The sequence below is a fragment of the Pseudonocardia sp. ICBG1142 genome, assembly GCF_020496255.1.
Taxonomy (GTDB): Bacteria; Actinomycetota; Actinomycetes; order Mycobacteriales; family Pseudonocardiaceae; genus Pseudonocardia.
Map to the genome: position 1 here is coordinate 190,930 of NZ_JAHLJC010000030.1, position 18,984 is coordinate 209,913.

Here is an 18,984-nt window from a genome sequence, read left to right on the forward strand (position 1 = left end):
GGGGGATGGTGGGTACGTACGACGACCCCCGCTCGGATGACGAGAGGGAAGACGATGCGTGTGACGAGGATGTTCGCGCCGGTCGCGACGGCGCTGGCCGTACTGCTCACCGGGGCCGTGGCGCTCGCGCCGGTGGCGGCTCCGTCGGATACGGGGACGGGGACGGTGGCTGCCGCGGCGGCGGCGCCGGAGCGGGAGGTGACCGCGCCGGTGCGCACGGTGTCGTGCGGCAAGATCGACCGGGCCGCCTACGCGCCGATCGGCGGAAAATGGAGCCGCACCTACAACGGCAGCTGCGGACACATCGCCCGGCAGAGCAAGCCGTACATCACGGTGTCCTGGGAGGTCCCGAACTTCTCCTCCGGCCAGGCCTGCGTCAAGGCCCGCGGGTTCCGGTGGAGCGACGGCAAGGAGTACTGGGTGTCACTCGGCTGCGGCAAGAGCGGTCACGGGACGGTGCACTGGGGCAAGGCGGGGACCCAGATCATCGCCACCACCGCGGTCAAGGCGCTGAGCCAGAACATCGTCACCGGGGTCCCCGTCTACTTCACCGACTGACCCCGGCGCGCGGACCGTGTGCGGGGCGTCCCGCCGCCCCGCACACGGCCACCGTTCACGAACGGGTGTCCGGTTCGTGATCGACACCACCGGCCGGTCGCGTTGCCCCGCCCCGGCCGTTCGGAGCAGGGTGGCGGCGACCATCCGAGCCGAAGGAGACCCGGTGACCGAGACGCTCGCGCACGAGGTGCCCCCGCCGCCCCCCGGATTCAGGTCCGGGCTGGAGGGCCACGTCGCGTTCCGCACCGAGATCGCCGAGCCCGACAAGGACGGCGGCTCGCTGCGCTACCGCGGCGTCGACCTGGAGGACCTCGCCGGCACGGTGACCTTCGGCGACGTCTGGGCGCTGCTGGTCGACGGCCGCTTCGGGCAGAGCCTGCCGCCGGCGGAGCCGTTCCCGATCCCGGTGCACACCGGTGACGTGCGGGTCGACGTGCAGGCCGCACTGGCGATGCTCGCCCCGTACTGGGGCTACCGTCCGCTGCTCGACATCGACGACGCCGAGGCCCGCGACAACCTGGCCCGCGCCTCGGTGATGGCGCTGTCCTACGTCGCCCAGTCCGCCCGCGGCATCGGCGTGCCCGCGGTGCCGCAGTCGCGCATCGACGAGTGCTCCACGATCACCGAGCGCTTCATGACCCGCTGGCGCGGCGAGCCCGACCCGCGCCACGTCGCCGCCGTCGACGCCTACTGGGTGTCCGCCGCCGAGCACGGCATGAACGCCTCGACCTTCACCGCCCGGGTGATCGCCTCCACCGGTGCCGACGCCGCCGCGTCGCTGTCCGGCGCGATCGGCGCCATGTCCGGCCCGCTGCACGGCGGCGCCCCGGCCCGGGTGCTCCCGATGATCGACGAGGTCGAGCGCACCGGCGACGCCCGGGCGCTGGTCACGGGCCTGCTGGACCGCAAGGAGAAGCTCATGGGCTTCGGGCACCGGGTCTACCGGGCCGAGGACCCGCGGGCCCGCGTGCTGCGCCGCACCTGCCAGGAGCTGAACGCCCCGCGCTACGAGGTGGCCGCCGAGCTGGAGCGCACCGCGCTGGCGATCCTGCGCGAGCGACGCCCGGACCGCCCGATCGAGACCAACGTCGAGTTCTGGGCGGCGGTGATCCTCGACTTCGCCGAGGTCCCGCCGCACATGATGCCCGCGATGTTCACCTCGGCCCGCACCGCCGGCTGGTCGGCGCACGTCATGGAGCAGAAGCGCGAGGGCAAGCTCGTGCGCCCGAGCGCGCAGTACATCGGCCCGGGCCCGCGCAGGCCGCAGGACGTCGAGGGCTGGGACTCGGTCTCCGCCCGCTGATCCCCCCCTTCCCCGGGGGAACTCCCGTGGCCGAGCGCGCTACGGCTGTTCCCCCGGTGGGGGGCCGACCACCCCGGAGCGGCGGCCCCGCTGGTCGTGGTGCAGCAGCGCCGGCGCGGCGACCGAGACCGGGAGCACCAGGCCCAGCAGCAGGACGTAGGCCACCCCGGTGACGGCCAGCCCGAGCGTCGGGCTCACCGTGAACATCAGGGCGAAGGTCACCGCGAACACCGGGATCATCACCACGATCGCGGCCGCCGCCACGGTCAGCCCGACCAGCATCAGCACGCCGAAGCAGCGCCACCAGGCACCGCGGACCAGCTCGACCGACCGCCACAGTGCGTCCCGCGCACCGAGGCCCTCGGCGACGACCGCGGGCGACGCCAGGGACAGCAGGATCGCGATCCAGGTCTGCGCGGCGTAGACCACGACGACGAGGAGCAGCCCGGCCGCCGCGGCCACCCCGCCCGCACGCCACAGCGGCAGCGCGACGAAGGCGCCGACCGCGATCGGGACGAGCCCGATCACCAGCTGCGCCAGCTGGACGCCGTAGAGGGCGGGCAGCCGGGGGCGGCCCCGTGCCCAGGCCGCGGCGATCCCGGTCCGCGAGCCGTACACCGCCGAGGCCACCGCCGGGAGGACCGCAGCGAGCACGAGCGGCGCCACGGCGGCCGCGACGAGCCCGAAGGGCAGGCCGGACAGCGTCGCCTCCAGGAAGGTCCCGACCAGGTCGAACGGGTTCGCCGGCTGCAGTGCACCGACCGGCTGCAGCAGCCACAGCGTCCCGAGCACGACGACGGCGTAGAGCAGGCCGGGCAGGACCGTCCACGGGGTCCGGCGCAGGAACCGCCACACCCCGCCCACGATCTCCCCCGCGTCCAACGGTCGCAGCGGCACGATCCCCGGCTGCGGCGGCACGGGCTCCCCCGGGCCGGGATGGTTCTCGGTCACGACTCGCCCCTCTCGTCGACTCCCCGTGTCGTACCGGACACAGGGCACGTCGGCGGCGGATCGGGACGATCGTGAGCAGATGGTGATCAGCCCGCGGGCGACGGCACGGGGGCCCGGTGGCGCCGGATCGCCAGCGACAGCCCGGCCGCGACGACGCAGAGGACGGCGCCGCCGTACCAGGCCATGTCGTAGCTGCCCAGGGCGTCGCGGACCAGACCCGCGACGAGCGCGGCGAACGCCGCCCCGATCTGGTGCGAGGCGAAGATCCAGCCGAACACCACCGCCGAGCGGGCGCCGAACGCCTCGCGGGCCAGCGCCATCGTCGGCGGGACGGTCGCGACCCAGTCCAGGCCGTAGAACACGACGAACGCGAGCATGCTGGCGTTCAGGTCGGTCCCGAACAGCGGCGGGAGCAGGAACAGCGACAGCCCGCGCAGCGCGTAGTAGGCGCCCAGCAGCAGCCGCGGGTCGATCCGGTCGGTCAGCCAGCCGGAGAAGATCGTCCCGAGCAGGTCGAAGATGCCGACCAGGGCGAGCAGGGAGGCCGCCGTCGTCGCGGGCATGCCGTGGTCGTGCGCGGCCGGGACGAAGTGGGACTGGACCAGCCCCGCCGTCGTCGCGCCGCAGATGAAGAACCCGCCGACGAGCAGCCAGAACGTGCCGGTGCGCGCGGCGTCGGCCAGCGCCCGCACCGCCAGCCGCGCGGCGCCCGTGCGCTGCGGCGCGACGACGTCGGCCTCGGTGCCGCCGTAGGGCAGGACCCCGACGTCGGCGGGCCGGTCCTTCAGGAACAGCCACACCACCGGCACCACGGCCAGTGCCGCGCCGGCGGTGATCAACGCCGCGGGCCGCCACCCGCCCGACTCGACGACGGCCGCGACCAGGGGCAGGAACACCAGCTGCCCGGTGGCGGTGGCGGCGGTGAGGACCCCGGAGACGAGGCCGCGGCGGGCGACGAACCAACGGTTCACCACGGTCGCGACCAGCGCCATCGCCATCGAGCCGGTGCCCAGCCCGACGACGACGCCCCACAGCAGCACCAGCTGCCAGACCGCCGTCATGAACACGGTCGCGCCGGCGCCGATCGCGACCATGACCAGCGCGGTCGCGACCACGCGGCGCACCCCGAAGCGCTCCATCAGCGCCGCCGCGAACGGCGCGGTCACCCCGAACAGGGCGAGGTTCACCGCGAGCGCGAAGGAGATGGACCCGATGCCCCAGCCGAACTCGGCGTGCAGCGGCTCGACCAGCACCCCGGGGGTCGACCGGAACCCGGCCGCGCCGAGCAGGGCGAGGAACGTCGCCCCCGCCGCCCACCAGGCCGGGTGCACCCGGCGTGCTCGTGTGTCCGCCGTCGTGGGCGCCGTCGTCATGGGGGTCATCGTGCGGGGGCGGTGCGGCGCACAACAGTGGCCGGACGGACGACATGTGCAAGAATTCGGCCATGCACCGGGTCGGAGTGCTCGCCGTCGACGGGGTGATCGCCTTCGAGCTCGGCATCCCCGAACGGATCCTCGGCACCACGACCACGGCGGACGGCATCCCGCTCTACGACGTGCGGGTCGCCACCGTCGACGGCGGCCCGGTCCGCACCAGCGCCGGGTACCGGGTGCTGCCCGAACACGGGATCGACGTGCTGGAGCGCGCGGACACCCTGGTGGTGCCGGCCGTGCGCGGCCCGAACACCGACGACCCGGGCGAGGCCGTCCTCGATCTGGTGCGCCGGGCCGTGCACCGCGGCGCACGGGTCGTGGCGATCTGCACCGGCGCGTTCACCCTGGCCGCCACCGGCGTGCTCGACGGCCGCAGCGCCACCACCCACTGGGCACACGTGGACGCCTTCCGCGCGCTGTACCCGCAGGTGGAGCTGGACCCCGACGTGCTGTTCGTCGACGACGGCGACATCCTCACCTCGGCGGGCGTGGCCGCGGGCATCGACCTGTGCCTGCACCTGGTCCGGCGCGACCACGGCGCCGCGGTGGCCACCGCGACCGCGCGGCGCAACGTCGTCGCGCCGTGGCGGGAGGGCGGGCAGGCCCAGTTCGTCGCCTCGCACGTACCGGACCCCGGCGGCCCGGCCACCGACGCCGTCCGGGAGTGGGCGCTGCACCGCCTCGACCGGCCGCTCCCGGTCGAGGAGCTGGCGGCGCAGGCGTCGATGAGCGTGCGGACCTTCACCCGGCGCTTCCGCGCCGAGACCGGCACCAGCCCCGCCCGCTGGCTGGCCGCGCGTCGTCTGGAGCTGGTGCGCCGCCTGCTGGAGACCACCGACCTGCCCGTCGAGCAGGTCGCCGCGCGCGCCGGGTTCGGCACCACCGCGGCGCTGCGGCAGCGGTTGCACGCCGAGATCGGGATGGCGCCGCTGGCGTACCGGCGCGCCCACCGGGCACCCGCCGGCGCGTGATCCGCGCGGCACTGGGCGCACGTCACCACGGGCACTGCTGCGACACTGGGACCGTGACCTCTCCTGCCGATCTGAAGATCCCCGGCGATCTCCTTCCGCAGGACGGCCGCTTCGGATGCGGTCCGTCCAAGGTGCGCCCCGAGCAGCTGTCCGCCCTCGGCGCGACCGGCGACTCCCTGTTGGGCACCTCGCACCGGCAGAAGCCGGTGAAGGAGCTCGTCGGACGGGTGCGCTCGGGCCTGGCCGAGCTGTTCTCGCTGCCCGACGGCTACGAGGTCGTCCTCGGCAACGGCGGCTCGACCGCGTTCTGGGACGCGGCGGCGTTCGGCCTGGTCCGCGAGCGGTCGCTGCACCTGACCTACGGCGAGTTCTCGCAGAAGTTCGCCGACACCACCACCGGCGCGCCCTTCCTGGCCGACCCGGTGATCGTCGAGGCCGCCCCGGGCAGCGCGCCGGAGCCGGTCAGCGACCCGTCGGTCGACGTCATCGCCTGGGCCCACAACGAGACCTCGACCGGCGTCGCCGTGCCGGTCAACCGGCCCACGGGCACCACCGACGATCAGCTCGTGCTGATCGACGCGACCTCCGGCGCCGGCGGACTGCCGGTCGACATCACCCAGTCCGACGTCTACTACTTCGCCCCGCAGAAGGGTTTCGCCTCCGACGGCGGCCTGTTCCTCGCGATCATGAGCCCGAAGGCCCTGGAGCGGGTCGCCGAGCTGGCCGCGTCGGACCGCTGGATCCCGCCGTTCCTGTCGCTGGCCACCGCCGTCGACAACTCCGGCAAGGACCAGACCTACAACACGCCGTCGCTGGCGACGCTGTTCCTGCTCGAGGACCAGATCCGCTGGATGAACGCCCGAGGCGGGCTCGACGGCTGCGTCGCGCGCACCCGCGACTCCTCCGACCGGCTCTACACCTGGGCCGACAAGAGCAGCTTCGCGACGCCGTTCGTCACCGACCCGGCACACCGGAGCCTGGTGGTCGGCACGATCGACTTCGACGACGCCGTCGACGCCGCCGCGGTGGCGACGGCGCTGCGCGCGAACGGGATCGTGGACACCGAGCCGTACCGCAAGCTGGGCCGCAACCAGTTGCGGATCGGGATGTTCCCGGCGGTCGAGCCGTCGGACGTCTCGGCGCTGACCGCGTGCATCGACTGGGTCGTGGAGCGGCTGGGTTCCTGACACCTGCTCGTCGACGAACCGCGACGGCCGTCCCCACCTGGGGGCGGCCGTCGTCGTGTGTGGGGGCTGCGCCGCCACGCAGCGTCGTTGCGTGATCGATAGCAACTCGTTGTAGTCACACGCGCAACACTCGCCCCAATTCCCTCGTGCGTCACGAACTGTGCGACGCTGAGCACGGTCAGTGAGAAAGGTCCGGTGGTCCCCCGGGCGAGTAGGTGTTGTCGACCAGGCAGAACTCGCCCGGCGCGCCTCACCCGGCACGGACCCCTCGCCATCTACCGTCACCCGGACGGGGACGACAGCAGGAGGTCAGGTCGATGCGCGCGTTGCGGGTCGTGGGGGTGACCGGGGACGGCTCGGTCGTCCTCGAAGACCCGGGCCGCCGCGAGCGCTACACGGTGCCGGCCGACGAGCAGCTGCGGGCCGCGGCACGGGGTGACGTGACCCGGCTCGGCCAGATCGCGATCGAGTTGGAGAGCCAGTTGCGCCCACGGGAGATCCAGGCCCGCATCCGGGGTGGCGCGTCGGTCGACGAGGTCGCAGCCGCGGCCGGCGTCCCGACCCAGAAGATCGAACGCTTCGCCTATCCGGTCCTGCTCGAGCGGTCGCGGACCGCCGAGCTGGCCCAGAGTGCGCATCCTCAGCGCGCCGACGGCCCCGACTCACGGACGCTCGGTGAGACCGTCGCGCACACCTTCGGCCTGCGCGGACAGGATTACGCCGGGGCCGGCTGGGACTCCTGGAAGGGCGAGGACGGCAAGTGGGTCGTCGTCCTGACCTGGCAGACCGGCCGCTCGGACAACGCGGCGCACTGGGCGTTCCAGCCCGGTGCGCACGGCGGCACCGTCGTCGCGCTGGACGAGCACGCCTCCGACCTCGTCGAGGGTCTGCCCGCACGTCCACTGCGCCCGCTCGGGTCTGTGGTCGACATGGCCCGCGACGAGGACCACGCCCCCGAGGCGCCGACGACCGCCGCTCCCGCGCGCGCCGTCGCGGCGGCCGGTGGGCAGCAGCCCGAGGCCTGGGCCGGGCGCGGGATCGCGCCCGAGCAGCGGCGGGCCAGCCCGCCGCCGCCCCGGACCCGCGGCGAGACACCCGGTCGCACCGTGGGCACCCGCCCGGACGACACCCGGGCCCCGGCCGCCGCGGCGCCCGTGGTTCCGAAGCGCGTCGAACAGGTCGAGGGCACCGACGCCGCCAACAGCACCGACACCACCGACGGGACCGGGTCGGCCGGCGCGACCGACACCGCGTCGAGCGGACCCGCCTCGGACGGTGTGTCCGCGGACGGCACGACCCCGGGCGGCACGACCTCCGGCGACGCGAGCCCGACCGGCTCGGACGGCGTGGACCCGGTCGTCCCGGCCCCGGCGGCCACCGCCACGGACGCAATCGGTACGGGCTCGTCGGCCACCGGGCCCGCGCACGACTCGACGGACGCGACCGCCTCGGCGACGACGACGGGAGCGGCCGCCTCGGCGTCGGACGCCGGCGCCGCGGGCACCCCGGCTCCGGCAGGCACGTCACCGGCCGCCACCGCGCCGGCCACTCCCGAGGACACGACCGCGGAGGCGGCGGCGAGCACCGCAGGGTCGTCCGCTGCGGCGCCGTCCACCGCTGTACCGTCCACCGAGGCACAGTCCGCGGGGAAGCCCGCGGGCACCGGCACCAGCTCCACGGCGGCGAGCCCCGGGACCGACGACCGCGGGGTCGCCACGGACGACGGGTCTGCCGACGAGCGCAACGAGGCCCCCGCCGCGGCCACCACCGAGACCCCGGCCACGTCGGAGCAGGAGACGGACCCCGCTCCGGCACAGGACACCGAGAGCGCGGCCCCGCGCCGCACGTCCACCGCAGGATCGCGGCGGACAAAGAAGGGCAAGCCCGTCATGCCGTCGTGGGACGAGGTCCTGCTCGGCGTCCGCGGCCAGCGCTGACACCTTCCCGCACGGGTTTCGGCCTCCCACACCGGATCCGGTCCCGTGTGGGAGCCCGGATCCGGTGTGGGAACGCGGCCGGGGTCAACCCCCGCCGGTGACGGCGTGGAAGGCGACGGCGTGGAAGGCGACGGCGGCGGCCGTCGCGACGTTGAGCGAGTCCACGCCGCTCGCCATCGGGATCCGGACACGGCGGTCGGCGGCGGCGAGGGCCTCGTCAGTGAGGCCGGGTCCCTCCGCGCCCAGCAGCAGGGCGACCTTCCGGCCGCCCAGGCCCGCCGTGGCGAGGGGCTCGGCGTCGGAGGCGGGGGTGAGTGCCGCGACGGTGAACCCCGCCTCCCGCAGCCGGTCCAGCGAGGCGGGCCACGCGCCGTCGAGGGTCGTGAACGGGACCCGCAGCACGTGCCCCATCGAGACACGGACGCTGCGCCGGTAGAGCGGGTCCGAGCAGCCGGGGCCGAGCAGGATCGCGTCGACGCCGAGGGCGGCGGCGTTGCGGAACAGCGACCCCAGGTTCTCGTGGTCCCCCACCCCCTCGCAGACCGCCAGCGTGCGGGCGCGGGCCAGCACGTCGTCGAGGGACGGCGCGGGAGCACGGTCGGCGACGGCGAGCACCCCCCGGTTCAGATGGAACCCGACCGCGCGGGCCATCGTGTCGGCGTCGGTCGCGTAGGCCGGCACGTCGACGCCGGCGAGCTCGTCGGAGAGCTCGTCGAGGCGGCGCGGGACCCCCAGCAGGGACCGCACCGGATACGGAGAGTCGAGCAGACGACGCACGACGACGACACCCTCCGCTATCACCAGCCCGCGCCCACCGGGCCGATCTGGGCGCCGATCGGCGGTCGTGAGGTCGCGGTAATCGTCGATACGGGGGTCGTCGGGGTGCTCGACCGTGGTGAGTATGGCCACGACGCCCGATCGTCCCACGTCACTGACCGTTCGCCGCGTCTGGTCGCCCGGTCAGCCGGTACCGCCCGGTCCGGCGATATGACACGGTGTAGTGCCGCCTCCCTCGGCACGGCCCTCCGCCGTGCGGGTGAGGAGGCGCTCCCCGTTCGATGGAGGTCGGTTCGCGCATGGGTCAGGTGGTCGACCGGACGACGTTCAGCCGGCGCGACCGCCAGCGGTACCGGATCAAGGTGCAGCGCTGTCTGGACACTCTCGGTGACCTACTCAGCAGCTACCCGTTCTCCGACACGGAGCCGATGACCGGCGTGGAGATCGAGTTCAACCTGGTCGGTCCGGAGCTGGCGCCGTCGCTCAACGGGACCGACGTCCTGGACACGATCAACTCCGGCGAGTGGCAGACCGAGCTCGGCCGCTGGAACCTCGAGCTGAACCTCCCGCCGCGCCCGCTGCCCGGCGACCAGTGGCGCCAGCTGGAGCACGAGCTGCTCGACCTGCTCGCGGGCGCCGGGGCGAAGGCCGGGGACCTGCGCACCCAGCTCGTCATGATCGGGATCCTGCCGACGCTGGACCCGGGGCACATGACCGCCGAGGCGATCTCCCCCGAGGACCGCTACGAGGCGCTCAACGACCAGATGCTCACCGCGCGCGGCGAGCCGATCCGGATCGACATCGCCGGCTGCTCGCCGGAGGAGCGGGTCAACGCCGACTTCGACACGATCATCCCCGAGGCGGCCTGCACGTCGATGCAGCTGCACCTGCAGGTCTCCCCCGCGAACTTCGGGCGCTACTGGAACGCCGCGCAGTGTCTGGCCGGCGTCCAGCTGGGGCTCGGGTCGAACTCGCCGTTCCTGCTCGGGTCTCAGCTGTGGTCGGAGACCCGGATCCCGCTGTTCGAGCAGTCCTGCGACGTCCGGACCCCCGAGTTCCACAACCAGGGGGTACGGCCACGGGTCTGGTTCGGCGAGCGCTGGATCGACTCGGTGCTGGACCTGTTCTCCGAGAACGCCCGCTACTTCCCGGCCCTGATGCCGTTGACCTCGGACGTGGACCCGGCGACGCAGATGCGCGACAAGGGGTTCCCGGACCTGCCGGAGCTGACCCTGCACAACGGCACGATCTGGCGCTGGAACCGGCCGATCTACGACAGTACGGGCGACACCCCGCACGTCCGGCTGGAGAACCGGGTGCTCCCCGCGGGGCCGACGACCGTCGACATGGTCGCCAACGCGCTGTTCTTCTACGGCCTGCTCCGCACCCTGGTCGAGGCCGACCAGCAGCTGTGGCGGGCGGTGTCGTTCGAGGCGGCACGGGAGAACTTCCAGACCGCGGCCAAGCACGGCATGCACGCTCCCCTGTACTGGCCCGGCACCGGCTGGGTGCTCCCCGACGAGCTCGCCCTGCGCAAGCTGCTCCCCCTGGCGCACGAGGGGCTCGCCCGCTGGGGTGTCTCCGGCGCGGTCTGCGACCGGTACCTGACGGTGCTGGAGCGGCGCTGCGTCACGCGTCAGACCGGGTCGTCGTGGCAGATCGACACCGTCGCCGCGCTGGAGGCGCGGGGCGCGGACCGGATGACCGCCCTGCGCGGCATGCTCGAGCGCTACCTGGCGCACTCGACGGCCAACCAACCCGTCCACACCTGGGAGATCCCCGACTGATCGGCTTCGCCATCGCGAAGCATTCTCCGCGACCGGGCCCGCTCACCACCCTCCCGTTCCTACCGTCCCCCTCCGCACACCCGCCCCGGGTGCGCGTACGGGACGGAGGGACATGTCCATCCAGCACCAGCCCGACCGGCGTCGATGACCCGGGCGACGACGATGTCCCCGTTCCGGCTGTTCGGCCGCACCTCCCGCGACGAGCACCTCCTCGACGACGGTCCCGACCCCTGGCTCGACGACCCGGCTCCCGCACCGGCGCCGCGGCCCGTCCCGCCCCGGGCCCGGGAGGCCTTCCCGGCGCCGTCGACGAGCGGGATGCCCCCGGCGCCGACGACGGGTGCGACGGCGCTGCCCGCCGAGGGTCCCGCGACCGCGGCGGCGCGACCGGCGCTCTGGACGCCGCGGCGGCCGCCGCAGGAGCCGATCGCCGAGCCGGAGCCGGTCACCGATCCCTTCGGCTTCCCGCCGGTGCCGCCCCCTGCCGCCGCTACCTCGGCCCCCGCCCCTGTCTCCGCCTCCGCCTCCGACGAGGTCGCTGCCGCCTGGGCAGCCTGGGCGCCCGCCGCGGTGTCCCCGGCCGAGGGCGGGGCGGATCGTGCAGCGTCCGGAGCCGCGTCGCCGGCACCCGCCACGACGACCGCCACGCCACCCAGCACGCCGCCCACCACGACGACCGCGGCGCCGGGTCCGGCGCCCTCGGGCCCCGAGCACGGTCCGGCTGCCCGCCCCGCCGGAGCCTCGGTCGCAACGACAGGGACCGCGCCCGGCACCGCTGCTGCCCCGTCATCCGCCCCCGCCGCCCCCTCGGCCGGTTCCCCCGACCCGTCACTCAGCTCCGCCGACCGGTCGCCCGGTCTTGCCGAGCAGTCGCCCGGCCCCGCTGCCCCGTCACCCAGCCCTGCCGACCCGTCGCCCGGTGTCGCCGCCCCGTCGCCCGGCCGCGCTGACCCGTCGCAGGTCCCAGCCGGACCGGATCCCCGCGACGCCGGGGTGCGGCCCGCCACCGGCTCCCCCGTCGGGGCCGCCCCGCAGTCCCTCGTCGACCCCGCCGAGGCGTCCGCGCTGGCCGGGGCCTTCGCCGCGGACCTGCTGTCCTGGGACGAGGACGACGTCGACCGCCGCGCCCGTGTCCTCGCCGCCTACCTGCCCGCCACCGCGGCCGACGGATTGCTCGGCTGGACCGGGACCGGGCGTCAGCGGGCCGACCTCGTGCTGCCGGGCCGGGTCCGCGCCGATGCCGACCGGGCCGTCGTCGACGTCCGGGTGCGGGTCGTGCCCTACCGCCGTGTCGACGCCCGTGGGACGGCCGCGCCGGAGCCCGAGCCCGACGACCCGATCGGGGCGCCCGCCGGGGCCCCCGCCCCGGCCGCGCGCGGCTGGCGCGGGCTGGCCGCGCGGTGGGTCCGGCTGGAGGTGGCCGTCGCGCTCACCGACGACGGGCTCGTCGTCGACGCGGGGCCCGCGGCCGAGCCGGCCCGACGGCCGTCGCCGGCCGACCTCGCACGCGGCGGTGTGCGGTGACCGGGCGTGTCCCCGTCGTCGGGGGCCTGGCCGGCGGGGTCGGGACGACGACCGTCGCCCGGGCCCTGCACGGCCGTGACCTGGGGCGCGTGTGCGGGCCGGACCTGCTGCCCGACGTCGTCGTCACCCGGGACACCGCGGCCGGGCTGGCTGCCGCAGCCCGCGTCGCCCCGGCGCCCGGGCCGGACTCACCGGTCCTCGTCCTGCACCCCGGCACCGCCGACCCCGACGGCATCGACGCCGACGCCGCGGGGCCCGGCTGGGCAGCCGTCGTCGCGCTGCCCGCGGTGCCGGGCTGGGCCCGCTCCGCGGACCCGTGGTCGGACGCGGCCGGGGTCCTCACCCGGCCCGGGCCCTCGGCCGCCGTCCGCCGCTACGCCGACGCGATCGGCCGGGTCGTCACCGCGCTGACCACGTCCGGACGGCTCGACCGGCCGCTCACCCCGGCCGGCGTCGGTGGGCTGCGACCGATGCGTGGGGTACTGGCCCTCCCGACCGGGCCGGGCCGGTGAGCCGTGCGCGCGCTGCTGATCGTGCCGGTCGTCGTCGCACTCCTGCTGGGGACGGCGGGTCAGGTCCTGGCCGCCCCCGCCGCGGAGCCGGTCACCTCGGGCATCGACGCGGCACGGGTGCCGGAGGCGGCGCGGCCCTACCTCGACCTGGTCACGGAGCTGACCTCGCAGGGCTGCCCGGAGCTGCCGCCGGCCTGGGTGGTCGCCCAGGTGCAGGCGGAGTCGGGCTGGGACCCGGAGCTGCGCACCGGCACCGCTGCCGGGCTGCTGCAGGTCTCGGAACGGACCTGGGTCGCGGCCGGCGGCGCACCCTGGCCGGACGCGGCGCTCACCGAGCCGGAGGGGCACCTGCGCGTCGTCGTGCCGTGGCTCTGCTCGACGCTGCGAGCCGCCGCCGGGTATCTCGCGACGACCCCGAAGGACGTCCCGGTGCTCGACGCGATGCTGGTCTGCCACATCGCGGGCTGCAGCCGGGTCACCGGGTCGAGGTCGGGGGTGCCGGCGGCCGGGGAGGCAAACTGCTCGCAGGCGTGCGCGTCGGCGATCCGGCGCTACCTCGACGCGGTGCACGGCTTCGTCGCCGACTACTCCGGCACGACGGCCGTCGACGACCGCGAGTCGTCCCCGCCACCGCCGCAGAAGGCCGCCCCGGCGAAGGCACCCGCGGCGAAGACACCGGCGAAGGACGCCGCATCGGCGCCGGCGCCCGCCTGGACCGGCGGTGCGACGGGGTGCCACGAACCCGACCCGGTGCGCTCCGACGGCTGTCTCACCGGCGCGTCGAAGCACGGCCTCGATGCCGTCGAAGCGGTGTTCGGCCCGACGATCGAGACGGTCGGCTGCTGGGACGAGCACCTGCAGAACCCGCGGTCGGACCATCCGAAGGGCAAGGCCTGCGACGTGTTCACCGGGAAGGCCGGGGCGTTCGCGAAGGGCGCCGACCTCGACGAGGGCTGGGCGATCGCGCACTGGCTGGAACGCAACGCGGCCCCGCTGAAGGTCAAGTACCTGATCTGGCAGGGCCGCTACTGGGACCCCTCGGTGCGCGCCGACGGCTCCGGCTGGGGCCGTCGCTACACCGGCGGCGGGGTCTACGACACCGCCGACGCGACCGGCGGCCACTACGACCACATCCACATCAGCTTCGCGGAGTGACCCCGTGCGACGTTCCCTGCCGCTGCTCGTGCTCGCCGCGGTCCTCGCGGTGCCCCTGGCCCTGCTGGTGCCCGCGTTGCTGCCCGGACCGCCGTCGCAGGCGGTGCTGACCTCGGCCGACCGGGACGCCCTCGGCGATCCCGGCCCCGTCCGCGGACCGGAGCCGGCCGTGCCGGCGACGCGGCCGTCGTCGCCCGGGGCGGTGGCGCGCGCCTACCTCGTCGCCGCGCACGGCTCCGGTACCGGCGCGGCCGGGGGCACCACCCTCGACGGCACCCCGTACGCGCTGCCCGGCAGCCCGGCCGCCGCCGGAGCGCCCGTCCTCGACCCGCCGCCACTCGGTTCGGTCCGGACCGCCGAGGTCGAGGACCTCGACGAGGGCGCCACCGACTGGGCCCGCGGACGCACGGCGCTCGTCGCGACCGTCCGCACGACGACGTCCGGGCCCGGCACGGCACCGGAGGTCCGCCGCTGGCGCACCCGAGTGGTCCTGGCACTCGACGCGGCGGGCCACTGGCTGGTCACCGCCGACACCCCCATCACCACCGACACCCCCGATGTGGACGACTGACGTGACCGAACCTTGGAGTGGGCGATGACCGCCGACGAGCTGGAGCAGCTGCTCAAGTCCCTGCTGGCCAAGGGGGTCACGGTCGTCCTGCTGGCGCTCGGGCCCGCCGGGGAGCTGGTGGGGGTGGAACCCGGGGGCTCCGCGACGCCGTCGACGAGCTCCGGGCAGGACGCCGCCGGTGCGCCGCGGCCGGACCTGGAGCTGGGGGCCGGTGGCGAGGTGTGCGTCGGCACGGGGTCCGGGTCGGGCTCCGGCGGGTCCGGGTCCAGCGGCTCGGGTTCCGGCGGCTCGGACTCCAGCTCGGGTTCCGACGGCTCGGGTTCCGACGGCTCCGGTTCCGACAGCTCCGGTTCCGACAGCTCCGGTTCCGACAGCTCCGGTGGCGGCGAGCGTGACAGCGGATCCGACGGGTCCGGCAGCGCCGACGACTCCGCCGGCGACTCCGACGGCAGCTCCGACGGCAGCTCGACGGACCGTCGCGGCGGCGGGGGCGACGGCGGAGCGGGCGGCTCCGACGACAGCGGCCGTTCCGGCGGGTCGGGCGATGCGACCGGCTCCGGCTCCGGCTCCGGCTCCGGCTCCGGCTCCGGCTCCGGCTCCGGCGGCAACGACTCCGAGCGCGGTGGCGGTACCGCCTCCTCCTCCGGTTCCGACAGCGGGACGGGCCGCGATTCCGGCAGCGGCACCACCGCCGCCCCCGACGAGTCCGGCGCCACCGCCTACGGCACGAGCGACGACGCGGCCGCCGGGCTCCTCACCGGCGGATCCGGTACCGCCGGCTCCCGGACACCGCCGCCCTGCCGCCCCAGCGGCACCGGCGGCACCGGCGGCACCGGCGGCACCGGCGGCACCGACCCAGCACCCGCCACCGGGAGCGCAGAGGGCACCACGGCGGCGGCGAAGCTGGGCTGGGGGCAGCCCGTCCGGGCCGACGAGTTCGACAACGGTACCGAGGGCTGGAGCATCTACGACGGCGCCGGGCACGCGGGCAACGGCCGCCGCACCCCGGACGCGGCGAGCGTGGCGGACGGCGTCCTGACGATCACCGGGGACAGCCAGGGCAACACCGCGGGCATGGCGTGGAAGGAGGGCTCCCAGCAGTACGGACGCTGGGAGGGCCGGGTGCGCGCGCCGGTCGGGGACCCGTCGTACAACGCCCTGCTGCTGCTCTGGCCCACCGCGGAGAACTGGCCCGAGGGCGGCGAGCTCGACTTCATGGAGATGATGGACCCGCAGCGGCAGAAGACCAACGCGTTCTTCCACTACGGCGCGGACAACTCCCAGGTCGAGGGCTCCGTCGAGGTCGACGCGACGCAGTGGCACAACTGGGCCCTGGAGTGGACGCCGGACCGGATCACTGCCTACGTCGACGGCGAGAAGTGGTTCGAGACCACCGAGGAGAAGGTGCAGCCGCCGGGGCCGATGCACCTGTGCATCCAGCTCGACTGGTTCCCCAAGGGCGGCTCGGGGAAGGAGACGCAGATGCAGGTCGACTGGGTGCGCCAGTACACCCTCGACGGGGGTTCGCCCGGCGGGACGACCGACGGCGGGACGGCACCGGGCTCGGCCGGCTGACCGGGCGGCCTCCACCCGAGCATGATCACCGGTTGGGGAGTGCGGAGGTGCACAGGACGACCTCTCCGCTCCACAACGGTCGATCATGCAGCCACCACGCCAGGGCGCCCCGGCCCGGTGCACGGTGCGAGGTGGCCCGGGCCTCTCAGCTCCCCCACAGCCGACCGCTCCTAGGCTGCCGCCGACCCGCCGTCGACGATCAAGGAGTGGGTCGTGCAGGAGCAGACGGAGCAGGAGCACGACCCCGAGGCCCCGGCGCGTCGCCGCTGGCCCGCGGTCGTCGGCCTCGTGGCGGGTCTGGCCGTACTGGCCGGGATCGTCACGGTCGCCGTGGAACCGTCCCTGCTCACCGGCTCGTCCTCCCCGACCCCCGCACCGGCGGCACCGCCGTCGCCGGGCGGGATGCACGACCAGGAGCGGCCCACCGAGGTCGGCGAGCTCGACCCCGCGTCGCGCTCGGACACCGAGGCGGCCGTGCGCAACGGCTGGCGCCTCACCGACCACGACGAGTTCGACGGCACCGCGCTCGACCGCACGCGCTGGAGCCCGTACACGGGCGAGACCACCGGGGGCAACGGCCGGCACCGGGCCGAGAACATCGCGGTCCGCGAAGGCGAGCTCGTCCTCACCAGCCGCGGGAGCACCTCCGCCGGGCTGGCCTGGCGGGGTGGCCAGCAGTACGGCCGCTGGGAGATCCGGGCGAAGACGAACCCCGGCGTCGGCTACGGCGACGTCGCGCTGCTCTGGCCGGACGCCGAGGACTGGCCCGAGGGCGGCGAGCTCAACTTCATGGAGATCCCGAAGCCCGAGCGGAACGAGACGCACACGATCGTCCACTACGGCGAGGACAACAGCCAGGTCGGCAAGACGATCCGCGGCGACTTCACGCAGTGGCACACCTACGCCGTCGAGTGGCTGCCCGACCGGGTCGTGTTCTACATCGACGGCGCCGAGGTCTTCCGCACCACCGATCCGGAGCAGATCCCGCCGCGATCGATGCACCTGGCGATGCAGCAGGACATCGGCCCCTACGGCGACGACTGGATCCCGGCGCCGGACGCGACCTCACCGGAGACGCTGGACTTCCAGGTCGACTGGGTCCGCATCTACGCGCCCTGACCCGCTCGGCGGCGGGACGGGTGTGACTGGGGAAAGAAGGAGGCCCCGGACCCTGTGGGGTCCGGGGCCTTCTCCTGTCCCGAACTGACGCGCCGCTCCCACCACGAAGCGACTTCTGTAAGTTAGCGCAGCCTTGCCTAAGTAAGCAAGAGTGGTGGGCGGAAAGTTCTAGCCGAGCAGCTCCCGCAACGGTCCCACGCCGAAGTACCCCACGAACAGCACCGCCACCACCCACATCAGGGGGTGGACCTGCTTCGCGCGCCCGGTGGCCGCCGCGAGCGCGACATAGCTGACGAACCCGGCGCCGATGCCGTTGGCGATGGAGTAGGTGAACGGCATGACGGTGATCGTCAGGAACACCGGGATCGCGGTGCGCAGGTCGTCGAGCGAGACCGAGGTGATCTGGCGGAACATCAGCGCGCCGACGACGACCAGCGCCGGGGCGGCGGCCTCGACCGGGACGATCGAGTACAGCGGCGTGAAGAACATCGCCAGCAGGAACAACAGACCGGTCAGGACGTTCGCCAGTCCCGTCCGCGCGCCCTCGGCGATACCGGCCGCGGACTCGACGAAGATCGTGTTCGACGACGCGGACCCCACACCACCGGCGACCGCGCCCGCACCCTCGACGACCAGCGCCTTCCCGACGTTCGGGAGCTTGTCGTCGGAGTCGGTCAGGCCCGCCTGGCGACCGAGGCCGGTGAGCGTGCCCATGGCGTCGAAGAAGTTCGCCAGCACCAGGGTGAAGATCAGCAGGACGACGGTGATGATGTCGAGCCGGGTGAAGGCGCCGAGCGAGACCTGGCCGACGAGCGACAGGTCCGGCAGCCCGACGATCCGGTCCGGGATCGCGGGCACGGCGAGCGACCAGCCGCCGGGGTTGGTCGGGCCACCGGGACCGACCCGGACGATCGCCTCGACGACGATCGCGATGATGGTGTTGACCACGACGCCGATCAGGATGCCCGCACGCACGCCGCGGGCGACCAGCACGCCGACGATGATCAGCCCGACGACGAACACGAACGTCGGCCACGAGGCGATGGAGCCGCCGGTGCCCAGGCCGACCGGGACCGTGGTGTTGGCCGCGTCGGGCAGGCGGCGGACGAAGCCGGAGTCGACCAGGCCGATCAGCGCGATGAACGCGCCGATGCCGACCGCGATCGCCGTCTTGAGCTCGGTGGGAACGGCGTTGAACACCGCCGTCCGGAAGCCGGTCAGGGCGAGGATCACGATGATGATGCCGTTGATGACGACCAGGCCCATCGCCTCGGGCCAGGTCATCATCGGCGCGATGGTCACGGCCAGCAGGGTGTTGATCCCCAGGCCGGTCGCGATCGCGAACGGGTAGTTCGCGATCACGCCGAAGAGGATCGTCATCACGCCTGCGACCAGGGCGGTCACCGCGGCGACCTGGGCGACCGGGAGGATCCCGCCCAGCGCGTCGGCCTTGGCCGACGGGTCTCCCGGCGTGACGCTGCCGAGGATCAGCGGGTTCAGGACGATGATGTAGGCCATCGCCATGAACGTGACGAGTCCCCCGCGCAGTTCGCGGGAGACGGTGGAGCCGCGTTCGGACACGCGGAACAGGCGCTCGATCACGGCGACACCCTAGACGCGGCGC

Annotated in this window: 15 protein-coding genes and 1 pseudogene; 12 read left to right on the forward strand and 4 right to left on the reverse strand. The window is 74.5% G+C overall.

Annotation, left to right across the window (positions count from 1 at the left end; all coding sequences use genetic code 11):
- Window positions 1-60: 60 nt before the first annotated feature.
- Window positions 61-558: a hypothetical protein gene (locus tag KPL59_RS14960; protein WP_226361161.1), complete on the forward strand. Its 498-nt coding sequence runs from the start codon at window positions 61-63 to the stop codon at window positions 556-558.
- 163 nt (window positions 559-721) lie between these two features.
- Window positions 722-1,861, forward strand: coding sequence for a citrate synthase 2 (locus KPL59_RS14965; protein ID WP_226361162.1), 1,140 nt, complete (start codon window positions 722-724; stop codon window positions 1,859-1,861).
- 39 nt (window positions 1,862-1,900) lie between these two features.
- Here KPL59_RS14965 and KPL59_RS14970 read toward each other — a convergent pair whose 3' ends face one another.
- The gene (locus KPL59_RS14970; protein ID WP_226358870.1) at window positions 1,901-2,812 is read right to left on the reverse strand and encodes a hypothetical protein; all 912 of its coding nucleotides are present in this window, start codon (window positions 2,810-2,812) and stop codon (window positions 1,901-1,903) included.
- A gap of 86 nt (window positions 2,813-2,898) precedes the next feature.
- A complete protein-coding gene (locus KPL59_RS14975) occupies window positions 2,899-4,185 on the reverse strand; it encodes an MFS transporter (RefSeq protein ID WP_226361163.1) in 1,287 nt (428 codons plus the stop codon).
- Between the two features lie 71 nt (window positions 4,186-4,256).
- Between KPL59_RS14975 and KPL59_RS14980 the strand changes: the two genes are divergently transcribed.
- The 3 genes and pseudogenes from KPL59_RS14980 to sepH all read left to right on the forward strand — a co-directional run.
- Window positions 4,257-5,216 (forward strand): GlxA family transcriptional regulator, encoded by a 960-nt coding sequence (locus KPL59_RS14980; RefSeq protein WP_226361164.1) that lies wholly within the window; start codon window positions 4,257-4,259, stop codon window positions 5,214-5,216.
- A 53-nt stretch (window positions 5,217-5,269) separates the two neighbouring features.
- Window positions 5,270-6,403, forward strand: a complete 1,134-nt coding sequence (gene serC / locus KPL59_RS14985) for a phosphoserine transaminase (RefSeq protein WP_226361165.1) — start codon at window positions 5,270-5,272, stop codon at window positions 6,401-6,403.
- A 317-nt stretch (window positions 6,404-6,720) separates the two neighbouring features.
- Window positions 6,721-7,566, forward strand: a pseudogene (gene sepH / locus KPL59_RS37710) (septation protein SepH); the annotation flags it as partial.
- A gap of 858 nt (window positions 7,567-8,424) precedes the next feature.
- Here the strand turns inward: sepH and KPL59_RS14995 are convergent.
- Entirely contained in the window at window positions 8,425-9,249 is an 825-nt protein-coding gene (locus KPL59_RS14995) for an RNA methyltransferase (protein WP_226361166.1), read from the reverse strand.
- A gap of 167 nt (window positions 9,250-9,416) precedes the next feature.
- Between KPL59_RS14995 and KPL59_RS15000 the strand changes: the two genes are divergently transcribed.
- The 7 genes from KPL59_RS15000 to KPL59_RS15030 all read left to right on the forward strand — a co-directional run bounded on the left by KPL59_RS15000 (window position 9,417) and on the right by KPL59_RS15030 (window position 17,360).
- On the forward strand, window positions 9,417-10,904 hold the full coding sequence (locus tag KPL59_RS15000) for a glutamate--cysteine ligase (RefSeq protein WP_075334137.1): 1,488 nt from the start codon (window positions 9,417-9,419) through the stop codon (window positions 10,902-10,904).
- Between the two features lie 144 nt (window positions 10,905-11,048).
- A complete protein-coding gene (locus KPL59_RS35730) occupies window positions 11,049-12,428 on the forward strand; it encodes a hypothetical protein (RefSeq protein ID WP_255677113.1) in 1,380 nt (459 codons plus the stop codon).
- The gene (locus KPL59_RS15010) at window positions 12,425-12,940 is read left to right on the forward strand and encodes a hypothetical protein (RefSeq protein WP_226358876.1); all 516 of its coding nucleotides are present in this window, start codon (window positions 12,425-12,427) and stop codon (window positions 12,938-12,940) included. Before KPL59_RS35730 ends, KPL59_RS15010 begins: the two co-directional genes overlap by 4 nt.
- Window positions 12,941-12,943: 3 nt before the next feature.
- Window positions 12,944-14,095 (forward strand): hypothetical protein, encoded by a 1,152-nt coding sequence (locus tag KPL59_RS15015; RefSeq protein WP_226361167.1) that lies wholly within the window; start codon window positions 12,944-12,946, stop codon window positions 14,093-14,095.
- Between the two features lie 4 nt (window positions 14,096-14,099).
- Window positions 14,100-14,666 carry a hypothetical protein gene (locus tag KPL59_RS15020; RefSeq protein ID WP_226361168.1) on the forward strand — a complete coding sequence of 189 codons (567 nt, stop codon included), beginning with the start codon at window positions 14,100-14,102 and terminating at the stop codon, window positions 14,664-14,666.
- A 24-nt stretch (window positions 14,667-14,690) separates the two neighbouring features.
- Entirely contained in the window at window positions 14,691-16,241 is a 1,551-nt protein-coding gene (locus KPL59_RS36555) for a glycoside hydrolase family 16 protein (protein WP_305080551.1), read from the forward strand.
- A 213-nt stretch (window positions 16,242-16,454) separates the two neighbouring features.
- Complete coding sequence (locus KPL59_RS15030; RefSeq protein ID WP_226361169.1) at window positions 16,455-17,360, forward strand: family 16 glycosylhydrolase; 906 nt, start codon at window positions 16,455-16,457, stop codon at window positions 17,358-17,360.
- 168 nt (window positions 17,361-17,528) lie between these two features.
- Here KPL59_RS15030 and KPL59_RS15035 read toward each other — a convergent pair whose 3' ends face one another.
- Window positions 17,529-18,962 carry an NCS2 family permease gene (locus KPL59_RS15035; protein ID WP_020625824.1) on the reverse strand — a complete coding sequence of 478 codons (1,434 nt, stop codon included), beginning with the start codon at window positions 18,960-18,962 and terminating at the stop codon, window positions 17,529-17,531.
- Window positions 18,963-18,984 lie beyond the last annotated feature (22 nt).